At 32.7% G+C, this 13,051-nt stretch carries 1 protein-coding gene; it reads left to right on the plus strand.

Translation table 11 applies throughout. From position 1 onward, the window contains the following. Positions 1-6 precede the first annotated feature (6 nt). A complete protein-coding gene (locus tag ABNT65_RS15440) occupies positions 7-13,047 on the plus strand; it encodes an amino acid adenylation domain-containing protein (protein ID WP_348746238.1) in 13,041 nt (4,346 codons plus the stop codon). The last annotated feature ends 4 nt before the right edge of the window (positions 13,048-13,051 follow it).

Below are 13,051 nucleotides of genomic sequence, written 5' to 3' on the forward strand. Positions count from 1 at the left end.
CCAAACATGGATATAATACGTTTTTTCCACAGACTTGATGAGGAAGGGATAAAATTAGTTTTAAAAAATGACTCACTAAGTATACAGTCAGATACTGAAATTAATCCAGAAATAATTATAGAAATAAAGTCTAATAAAAAACAGATAATAGATCATTTAAAGGCTTATGAAGATGAAGACTCTACAGATGAATTATTAGAAAAAATAATTCCTTATGATAAAGAAAACTTAAGTCATATTCCATTATCGTTTAATCAGGAAAGGTTATGGTTTTTAGATGAATTACAAGGAAGCACTGAGTATCATATGCCTACTGTTATTCGTTTAGAAGGAACCTTAAAAATAGACACGCTAGAACAAGCATTAAAGTCAATTATTGAGCGTCATGAGGTATTACGCACGAATATTCTATTAGAAGAAGGTTTGGGCTATCAAAAAATTATTAAATCAGATAATTGGGCATTAGATCAAGTAGAGGTAGAAAATGAAGAAAATTTAGCTACCAGTATACAAAATTATCTTAGCATTCCTTTTGACTTATCTTCTGATTATAAATTGCGTTCATGTTTATATGACCTAGGAAATGAAAAGTATGTATTGGCTTGTGTTTTTCACCATATAGCTAGTGATGGTTGGTCTGAAGATATTTTGATAAATGAGTTTATGGAATTTTATACTTCTTTAGAATCAGGTAAAGAAGCAAACCTTCCAGAATTAAATTTACAATATGCCGATTATGCAATATGGCAACGCAAACATGTAGAAGGGCAAGTGTTAGATAATCAATTGTCTTACTGGAGAGAAAAACTTAAAAACATAAGTACTTTAACCTTACCATTAGATTACATAAGACCTTCTGTTCCTAGTAATGCTGGAGCAAACACATCCGTTTTATTAGATAAAAAATTGACAGATTCGTTACAATCTTTATGTCAGAAAGAAGGTGTTACTTTATTTATGTTCTTATTATCTGCTTTCAAAGTATTATTATCACGTTATAGTGGTCAAGAAGATATTTGTGTAGGAACTCCAGTGGCCAATCGTACACAATCAGATTTGGAAGGTATGATTGGATTTTTTGTAAACACGTTAACATTACGTAGTGATTTAAGTGGGAATCCAACATTTAAAGAATTATTAAATCAAGTAAAAACTACAACTTTAGAAGGATATGATAACCAATTAGTGCCTTTTGAAAAGGTGGTTGATCAGGTACTTACTACTCGTGATGTAAGTAGGTCTCCTTTATTTCAGGTAATGTTTGTTTTACAAAATACATCTGCAATATCACAAGGGGATGAAACAGAAGTATTCGGGTTAGGAAATCTTGAAATTTCAGGATATAGTTTTGATACTGTTACTTCTAAGTTTGACCTTACAATAGACATATCAGAAAATGATTTTGGTATTGCTATAAATCTAGAATATTGTACAGCTTTGTTTAAAGATGGAACTATTGAACAAATGCTATCGCATTATCAAGAATTATTAAAAGGTATTGTAAATGATGTTACACAACCTATTGGTGATATACCAATGTTGCAAGCGTCGGAAAAGAACCAATTATTAAAAGACTTCAATGCTACAGAATTAATATATCCATCAGAAAAAACGATTGTCGACTTATTTGAAGAACAAGCAGAAAAGACACCAAATGGAACAGCAATAGTTTATGAAGGAGAAGCATTCAGTTATCAAGAATTAGACGAACGATCTAATCAATTAGCTCATTATTTACAAGAACAAGGTGTAACAACAGATACCTTTGTAGGAATTTGTATCGGACGTAGTCTAGAAATGTTGGTAGGCATCTTGGGTATTTTAAAGTCTGGAGGCGCTTATGTTCCTATTGATCCAGAATACCCACAAGATCGCGTTAATTACATGTTAGCAGATGCCAATATCAACTTGGTATTAAGTAACACTTCAAGTAATCGTATTTTGTCTGATATTGAGGAATTAACCACAATCACTTTAGATGAAGAATGGAATAGAATAGCTGAACATTCAAAAGAAAGTTTAACCACAATTATAACACCTTCTAATTTAGCCTATGTAATTTATACCTCAGGAAGTACAGGACGTCCAAAAGGTGTTCAGATAGAGCATAAAAACGTAGTTAGTTTATGTACCAGTTGTGATTATATTTCTTTAAATAATGATACTGTCTGGTTGTCAACAGGCTCTATATCCTTTGATGCGACTACTATAGAGTACTGGGGAACCTTATTAAATGGAGGAGAATTAGTATTAACCAGTACAGATACCTTATTAAATACTACAAACTTCAAAGAAATAATAGAAGCCAAGAAGGTGAATACATTATGGATGACGGCTTCATGGTTTCATCAAGTAGTAGAAGAAGATGCAAGTATTTTTAAAAGGTTAAAATACTTATTAGTAGGAGGAGATGTAGTACTATTTAATTACACGAATAAGTTAAAAGAGTTGTACCCAGATTTGACCATTATCAATGGTTATGGACCAACTGAGAATACTACATTCTCAACCACATATACTATTGAGACAAGCAATAGTTCATTACCTATTGGATCACCCATCAAGAACAGTACAGCTTATGTAACAGATGCAGACTTGAATTTAGTACCATTAGGAGTTGTAGGCGAATTATTAGTAGGAGGTTCAGGAGTAGGCCGAGGTTACTTAAACAATGAAGAGTTAACTCAAGAGAAGTTTATTGTCAGTCCATTTAAGGAAGGAGAGAGAATCTACAAGACAGGAGATTTGGTAAGATGGTTACCAGATGGGAATTTAGAATTTGTAGGCAGGAAAGATGCTCAGGTCAAGATAAGAGGTTATCGAATCGAGTTAGGAGAGATAGAGAATGCATTATCTAGTTTAGCATCTGTAAGCCATTCTTGTATTTTAGTCAAAGAAGATACTGCAGGGAACAAACGTTTAGTAGGTTATGTGGTTAGCGAAGAGGAATTTGATAAAGAAGCCCTTCAAGAAGATTTAAAAGCATTTTTACCAGACTATATGATTCCTAGTTTTTGGGTTGAGTTGGAAGAAATGCCATTAACGAGTAACGGTAAATTAGACAGAAAATCCTTACCAGATATAGATGGAGCTATCTTGTCTACTAAAGAGTATGTTGCCCCAAGAAATGAGACAGAAGAGGAGTTAGTAGTTATTTGGCAAGACTTATTAGGAGTAGAAAAAGTAGGAATCTATGATGATTTCTTTGAATTAGGAGGACATAGTTTATTGGTAGTTCAGTTAATATCGCGTTTACAGAAGATAGATTATCATATCACAGTAAAAGATATTTTTTCGAATCCTAACATAGCAAGTATAAGTGAAAAGGTATCGAATTCATCGTCTATTTATCAAGTACCAGCGAATGGTATCACTGTAGATACAGAGAGTATTGTACCATCAATGGTTCCATTATTAGATTTCGAGCAAGAAGATATTGATAAAGTTGTAGCTAGTGTTGAGGGAGGAGTTTCCAATATTCAGGATATGTATCCATTATCACCTTTACAAGAAGGAATTTATTTTCACCATTTAATGAGTACTAAAGCACAAGGAGATCCTTATGTTTTACCCAATTTACTAGCTTTTACCAATAAAGAAAAGCGAGCTAATTTTATAGAAGCATTACAATTGGTAGTAAATCGTCATGACATTTTGCGTACTTGTATTGTGAATGAAGGATTACCACAAGCAGTTCAAGTGGTACTTAGAGAAGCTACATTATCAGTAGAAGAATTAGTCATAGATAATTCTAAAGATATTTTGTCTGAGTTGAAATTATTAACAACTCCTGGAAATCAATGGATGGATGTTTCTAAAGCTCCTTTGTTAGCGTTACAGTCAGCAGACGATTTAGCTAATGATAATTACTATTTAATTATTAACCAACATCATTTAGTACTAGATCATGTTGGATTAGAAAAAATTACATCAGAAATTATACTGTATTTGTCAGGAAACGAATCCAATCTTCCAGAACCTGTCTTATATAGAGATTTTATAGGGCATATATTGCATTTGCAAACTACAAATGATAGTGCCTCTTATTTTAAAAATCTATTGGGAAGTATTGATGAGCCAACGTATCCATTTGAACAGTCAAATATTAGAGGAAACGGAAAAAAGATTAAAGAATCTAATAGTGTTCTATCAGAAGAATTAAGTAAAAAAATTCGTGATATTAGTGTAGGATTAGGTGTAAGTCCTGCTATTTTATTTCACGCAGCATACGGAATTGTTGTAGGTAAATGTAGTAATAAAAATTATGCACTATTTGGTTCCTTGTTTTCAGGACGCTTACAAGGCTCTTTAGGAGCCGCAGATTCGTTAGGGTTGTTTATAAATACCCTACCATTTTTTGTAGAGTTGAAAGGAAGCGTATCTGAGTATATAAATGAAGTTAAAAAAAGATTAGGAGAGTTATTGCCTCATGAACAAACACCATTATCAAACATTCAAAGTTGGAGTGGAATTTCTAATGAAATACCTTTGTTTAGTGCTTTATTAAACTTTCGTCATTCTCCTATTTCATTGGAAGAGGAAGAAGAGTCAACTATTGATTTAGGTGTTGAAATTATAGGTAGTGATGAACGTACCAATTATCCACTTACGTTAAGTGTAGATGACTTTGGAGTTGTTTTTGGTTTAACAGTTCAAGCAGATGAAAGTATTGAGTCGGAAAAGGTACTTTCTTATATGCAAGGAGTATTAGTTGAGTTATTAGAAGCCTTAAAAGAAGAAAAATCACCTGTTAGTAATTTAACTGTTTTATCTGAAGCAGAAATTAGTCAATTATTAGAAGACTTCAATGCTACTGAACTTGCATACCCAGAAGAAAAGACAATTGTAGATTTATTTGAAATACAAGCTCAAAAAACACCGGAAGCTACCGCCATAGTTTATGAAGGAGAAGTATTAAGTTATAAAGATTTAGATGAACGCTCTAATCAATTAGCTCATTATTTAGAATCTCAAGGAGTATGCGAAGAGGCTTTTGTAGGGATTTGTATCGGGCGCAGTTTAGAAATGATTGTAGGTATTTTGGGAATTTTAAAGTCAGGTAGTGCGTATGTACCTATAGATCCAGAATATCCACAAGACAGAATAAACTACATGCTAGAAGATGCAAAGATTAACCTAGTATTAAGTAGTACGTCTAGTAGTAAAATATTAAATGAAATAGAAGGTTTAACAACACTAACATTGGATGAGGAATGGAGTACAATTGCTCAATATTCAATAGAAAGTTCTGCAACAACAATTACTCCTTCTAATTTAGCCTATGTAATTTATACCTCAGGAAGTACAGGACGTCCAAAAGGAGTTCAAATAGAACATAAAAATGTAGTTAGTTTATGTACCAGTTGTGATTATATTTCATTAAATAGTGATACGGTTTGGTTATCTACAGGATCCATCTCATTTGATGCGACTACCATAGAATATTGGGGAACTTTATTAAATGGAGGAGAATTAGTATTAACCAGTACAGAAACTTTATTAAATACTACTACTTTCAAAGAATTAATAGAGGCCAAGAAGGTGAATACTTTATGGATGACAGCTTCATGGTTTCATCAAGTAGTAGAAGAAGATACAAGTGTTTTTGAGACGTTAAAATACTTGTTAGTTGGAGGAGATACTGTGCTATTTAATTATACTAACAAGTTAAAAGGTTTGTATCCGAATTTGAAGATTATTAATGGATATGGACCAACCGAGAATACAACATTTTCGACCACTTATACTATTGAAAAGTCAACAAGTACATTACCTATAGGCTATCCTATTAAAAACAGTTACGTTTATATCGTAGATTCAGACTTGAATTTAGTACCAGTAGGTGTTGCAGGTGAGTTGTTAGTTGGCGGCTCAGGAGTTGGAAGAGGTTACTTAAACAATGAAGAACTAACCAAACAGAATTTCATACAGAATCCATTTAAGATAGGAGATAGATTATACAAAACAGGTGACTTAGCAAAATGGTTACCTGATGGGACAATTGAATTTATAGGAAGAAAAGATGCTCAGGTAAAAATCCGAGGCTACCGAATTGAGTTAGGTGAGATAGAGAACGCTTTATCTAGTTTAACTTCAATAAGTCATTCGTGTGTTTTAGCTAAAGAAGATGCTACAGGAGCCAAACGTTTGATTGGTTATGTAGTTAGTGAAGAAACGTTTGATAAAGAGTTGGTTCAAGAAGAGTTAAAAGAGTTTTTACCAGACTATATGATTCCTAGTTTCTGGATTTCCTTAGATGAAATGCCTTTAACGAGTAATGGTAAGTTAGATAGAAAAGGATTACCTGAATTTGATGGAATTATATTATCAAGTAAGGAATTTGTGGCTCCTAGAAATAAAACGGAGGAGCAGTTAGTTGCTATTTGGCAAAACTTATTGGGAATAGAAAAAATAGGAATACATGATAATTTCTTTGAATTAGGAGGCCATAGTTTATTAGCAACACGTTTGGTTTCTATGATTCGTAAAGTACAAGGAATAGAAATTTCTATTCAAAGTGTATTTGAGCATGCTACTATATCAGATTTAGCAACACATATTTCAACGCAATCTAAAGGGATAATGCTACCCGCTATTATTACTCAAGATCGTCCAGAAAATATTCCACTATCCTTCAGTCAAGAGCGTTTATGGTTCATAGATAAATTGGAAGGTACACAAGCATATCATATTCCTACAATAATTTCATTAGAAGGATTATTGGATGTAGCATTATTGGAACAATCATTAAAAACAATTGTAGCTCGTCACGAAGTATTAAGAACAAACATTATACCTCAAGATGGAATAGGTTATCAAAAAGTTATACCTTCAAGTGGTTGGTTTTTAGAGAAGGAAATAATTGAAGAGGAATTATTGGTTGATAATATAGGAGACTTTCTAGGAAAACCTTTTGATTTATCTCAAGATTACATGCTACGTTCAAAACTATATGATGTAGGAAATGATAAACATGTTTTAGCTTGTGTTTTCCATCATATTTCAAGTGATGCTTGGTCAGAAAATATTTTAATAAGTGAGTTTATGGAGTTGTATAGTTCTTTACAATCAGGTAGAGAAGCTAGATTGCCTGAATTAAGCTTGCAATATCCAGATTATGCAATATGGCAACGTAAATATTTAGAAGGTGAAGTTTTAGAAAATCAATTGTCTTATTGGAAAGAAAAGTTAACAGGGGTTAGTACATTAGAGTTGCCCACAGATTATACTAGACCTTCTGTGCAAAGTATAGAAGGAGCAAATACTTTTTTAATCTTTGATGAAGAGTTAACAACATCTATTAAAGAGTTATGTAAGGAAGAAGGAGTAACTTTATTCATGTTGTTGTTATCAGCGTTTAAAGTATTGTTATCTCGTTATAGTGGTCAAAATGATATTTGTGTAGGAACGCCTATTGCAAATCGTACTCAATCAGAATTGGAAGGAATGATTGGTTTCTTTGTGAATACGTTAGCATTACGTAGCGATTTAAGTAATAATCCTAGTTTTAAGGAATTATTGAATCAAGTAAAGCAAACTACTTTAGAAGGATATGATCATCAGTTAGCTCCTTTTGAAAAAGTTGTAGATAAAGTGATGACTACTAGGGATATGAGTGTAAGTCCTTTATTTCAAGTAATGTTTGCATTACAAAATACACCTGTAGTATCTGAGATAAAAGACTCAGGCTTTGATTTAGGCGAAGTTGAAATTTCAGAATATGAACATTCAGAAACAACAACACAATTTGATTTGGTACTGAATGCAAGTGAAAACGGTCTTAATATATCACTAAATGTAGATTATTGTACAGCTTTATTTAAAGAAACTACGATTTTACAGATGCTTGAACATTATAAAAACTTGTTGACAAGCATTGTAAATGATGTTGAAAAACCAATAGATGATTTACCAATCTTAACAGAAGCGGAGAGTGTTCAATTATTAGAAGATTTCAATGCAACTGATGTAGCTTATGATTTAGAAAAAACGTTGGTAGATTTATTTACAGAACAGGTAGCCAAAACTCCAAAAGCTATAGCTGTAGTTTATGAAAATGAAAGTTTAACTTATCAGGAATTAGACAAGCGTTCCAATCAATTAGGTCACTATTTACAAGCACAAGGAGTGGAGCCAGATACTTTAGTAGGAATCTGTTTAGAACGTAGTATAGAAATGTTAGTAGGAATTTTAGGAATTCTAAAATCAGGCGGCGCTTATGTTCCAATTGATCCAGAATATCCCCAAGATCGTATTGATTATATGTTGATTGATGCCAACATAAATATGGTACTAACAAGTGAAAAGGTAAGTGAAGAAGTATTAGCAAACCGAGAAGGAATTACTACCATTTCATTAGATACAGAATGGGAAACAATCATTAGAACTTATTCATCAGAGAGGTTAAATAAAATAATCACAGCAGAAAATTTAGCGTATGTGATTTATACATCAGGAAGTACCGGAAAGCCTAAAGGAGTAATGAATCAGCATAATGGTATTGTGAATCGTTTATTATGGACGCAGTCAGAGTATCAGTTACAGTCAGATGACACTATTTTACAGAAAACTACTTTTAGTTTTGATGTTTCTGTATGGGAATTATTATGGAGTTCAATTTGCGGATCACGATTAGTCTTTTCAAAACCAGAAGGACATAAAGATGCCCGTTACTTAAAAGAAATAATAGAATCAGAGACAGTCACTACAATTCACTTTGTTCCGTCAATGTTACGTGTTTTCTTAGAAGAGATAAGTACAGGAGATTGTAGTAGTTTACGTCGAGTTATATGTAGTGGAGAAGCTTTACAAGTAGATCATGTAAACTTATTTAAAGAGAAATTACCTAGTGTAGAGTTGCATAATTTATATGGACCAACCGAGGCCGCCATTGATGTTAGTTACTGGTCAGTTCCATTAGAAGAACCAATATCAAAAGTATTAATAGGTCGTCCAGTGGCTAATACAAGTTTGTATGTTTTAAATGATTCTATGAATTTGGTTCCATTAGGAGTGGCAGGTGAGTTATGTATTGGCGGAGTTCAGGTAGCAAGAGGTTATTATAATAAAGCAGCGTTAACAGAGGAAAAGTTTATATCGAATCCATTCAAGGAAGGAGAGAGATTATATAGGACAGGTGATTTAGCGAAATGGTTACCAGATGGGAATATAGAGTATGTAGGTAGAAAGGATAATCAGGTAAAAATACGTGGATATCGTATAGAGTTAGGAGAGATAGAGAATGCCTTATCGAACTTATCTATGGTCACTCAGAGTTGTGTTTTAGCCAAGGAAGATAGTATTGGCAGTAAACGTTTAGTTGGTTATGTAGTTTTAGAAGGAGCTTTAGATAAAGAAGCGCTTCAGTTAGAGTTAAAGGAAGTATTGCCAGACTATATGGTTCCTACTTTATGGATTGAGTTAGAGGAGATGCCATTAACTGTCAATGGTAAGTTAGACAGAAAAGCATTACCAGAGCTAGATGGATCAATGTTATCTACAAAAGAATATGTTGCTCCGCGTAATGAGACAGAAGAGAAATTAGTAATTATTTGGCAAGAACTATTGGGTATAGAAAAGATTGGTGTTCATGACGATTTCTTTGAACTAGGAGGGCATAGTTTACTAGTTGTACAATTAATTTCTCGTTTACAAAAAATAGGTTTTTACATAACAGTAAAAGATATTTTTTCAAGCCCTAATATAGCTGATATCAAAGAGAAATTATCATCATCTTCACTAATTTATGAAGTGCCAGAAAATGGAATTACAGCAGATGCAGATCGTATCGTTCCTTCAATGGTTCCTTTATTAGACTTTCAACAAGAAGATTTAGATAAAATTGCAGAGAGTGTTCATGGAGGTGTTTCCAATATTCAAGATATATATCCTTTGTCACCTTTGCAAGAAGGAATGTATTTCCATCATTTAATGAGTAATAAACAGGAAGGAGATATATATGTTCTGCCTAATTTATTATCGTTTGCTAATAACGAAAAAAGAACGTCTTTTATAGAAGCGTTACAATTTGTAGTAAATCGTCATGATGTATTACGTACTTGCGTTCTAAGTAAAGGACTTCCAAATGCTGTTCAAGTAGTACTTAGAGAAGCCCAATTGGTTGTAGAAGAATTAATAATTGATTCTTCGAAAGATATTCTATCAGAATTGAAAACATTAACAATTCCAGGTAAACAATGGATGGAAGTATCTAAAGCACCTTTATTAGATTTAAAATCAATTGATGATTCTGAAAACAATAAATATTATTTAATTATTAATCAACATCATCTAATATTAGATCATTTTGGATTAGAAAGAATTACCGCAGAAATTGAAGTGTATTTATCAGGAAAAGAATCAAGTTTACCTAAGCCTGTTTTATACAGAGATTTTATAGGCCATATCTTACATTTACAAACCACTAATGACGGTGAATCTTATTTCAAAAAACTATTAGGAAGTCTTAATGAACCTACATATCCGTTTGAATTATCTGATACCAGAGGAAATGTTAATGATATTAAGGAAAACACAATCATTTTACAAGATGAATTAAGCACAAAAATACGTAATGTTAGTATTGAATTAGGAGTTAGTCCAGCAGTTTTATTCCACGCTGCGTATGGTTTAGTTATTGGAAAATGTAGTAATAAAGACTATGCTATTTTCGGATCATTATTCTCTGGACGTTTACAAGGCTCATTAGGAGCGTCTAACTCATTAGGGTTATTTATAAATACATTACCGTTTTTTATAGAATTAAAAGGGAGTTTATCTGAATACATAAATCAAGTAAAAAGAAGATTAGGTGAATTATTGCCTTATGAACAAACTCCTTTATCAAATATTCAAGGCTGGAGTGGTATTTCTAATGAAATGCCTTTATTTAGTGCGTTATTAAACTTCCGCCATTCTTCTATATCACCTGATCAAGAAGATGAAACTACTATTGATTTGGGAGTAGAAATGTTAGGTGTTGATGAACGAACGAACTATCCATTCACATTAAATGTAGATGATTTTGGAATTGCTTTTGGATTAACAGCTCAAATTGATGTAAGTATTGGTCCAGACCGTATTCTGGAGTTAATGCAAAAAACATTAATTGAATTAGTTGAAGGTTTCAAAAGTGAAAAAATAGTATCTATTGATAATTTGGCGATACTACCTAATCAAGAGGAAGTTCAATTACTAGAAGATTTTAATGGAACAGATGTAGCTTATGATTTAGAAAAAACGTTGGTAGATTTATTTACAGAACAGGTAGCCAAAACCCCAGAAGCTATAGCTGTAGTTTATGAAAATGAAAGTTTAACTTATCAGGAATTAGACAAGCGTTCCAATCAATTAGGTCACTATTTACAAGCACAAGGAGTGGAGCCAGATACTTTAGTAGGAATCTGTTTAGAACGTAGTGTAGAAATGTTAGTGGGAATTTTAGGAATTCTAAAATCAGGCGGCGCTTATGTTCCAATTGATCCAGAATATCCCCAAGATCGTATTGATTATATGTTGATTGATGCCAACATAAATATGGTACTAACAAGTGAAAAGGTAAGTGAAGAAGTATTAGCAAACCGAGCAGGAATTACTACTATTTCATTAGATACAGAATGGGAAACAATCATTACAACTTATTCATCAGAGAGGTTAAATAAAGTAATCACATCAGAAAATTTAGCGTATGTGATTTATACATCAGGAAGTACTGGAAAGCCTAAAGGAGTAATGAATCAGCATAATGGTATTGTGAATCGTTTATTATGGACGCAGTCAGAGTATCAGTTACAGTCAGATGACACTATTTTACAGAAAACTACTTTTAGTTTTGATGTTTCTGTATGGGAATTATTATGGGGTTCAATTTGCGGATCACGATTAGTCTTTTCAAAACCAGAAGGACATAAAGATGCCCGTTATTTAAAAGAAATAATAGAGGAACAAAATATAACGACCATGCACTTTGTTCCGTCAATGTTACGTGTTTTCTTAGAAGAGATAAGTACAGGAGATTGTAGTAGTTTACGTCGAGTTATATGTAGTGGAGAAGCTTTACAAGTAGATCATGTAAACTTATTTAAAGAGAAATTACCTAATGTAGAGTTGCATAATTTATATGGACCAACTGAGGCCGCCATTGATGTTAGTTACTGGTCAGTTCCATTAGAAGAACCAATATCAAAAGTATTAATAGGTCGTCCAGTGGCTAATACAAGTTTGTATGTTTTAAATGATTCTATGAATTTGGTTCCATTAGGAGTGGCAGGTGAGTTATGTATTGGCGGAGTTCAGGTAGCAAGAGGTTATTATAATAAAGCAGCGTTAACAGAGGAAAAGTTTATATCGAATCCATTCAAGGAAGGAGAGAGATTATATAGGACAGGTGATTTAGCGAAATGGTTACCAGATGGTAATATAGAGTATGTAGGTAGAAAGGATAATCAGGTAAAGATACGTGGATATCGTATAGAGTTAGGAGAGATAGAGAATGCCTTATCGAACTTATCTATGGTCACTCAGAGTTGTGTTTTAGCCAAGGAAGATAGTATTGGCAGTAAACGTTTAGTTGGGTATGTTGTTTTAGAAGAGGCTTTAGATTTAGATAAAGAAGCGCTTCAGTTAGAGTTAAAGGAAGTATTACCAGATTATATGGTTCCTACTTTATGGATTGAGTTAGAGGAGATGCCATTAACTGTCAATGGTAAGTTAGACAGAAAAGCATTACCAGAGCCAGATGGAACTATGTTGTCAACAAGAACATATATAGCGCCAAGAAATGAAATAGAAGAACAATTGGTAACTATTTGGCAAAAACTATTAGGAGTAGAAAAAATAGGGGTACATGATAATTTCTTTGAGTTAGGAGGTCATTCTCTATTAGCTACTCGTTTAGTTTCAATGATAAATAAAGAATTAGAAATAGAAGTTGAAATCGTAGATATTTTCGAATTTGACTGTATTGAGCAATTAGCAAATTACATCGGTGTTATTTCTCTTAATAAAATAGAGAATGAAGATGAGTATGTAACAACAATTAATATATAAAAGA

The organism is Tenacibaculum sp. 190524A02b (genome assembly GCF_964036645.1).
GTDB lineage: Bacteria > Bacteroidota > Bacteroidia > Flavobacteriales > Flavobacteriaceae > Polaribacter > Polaribacter vairaonense.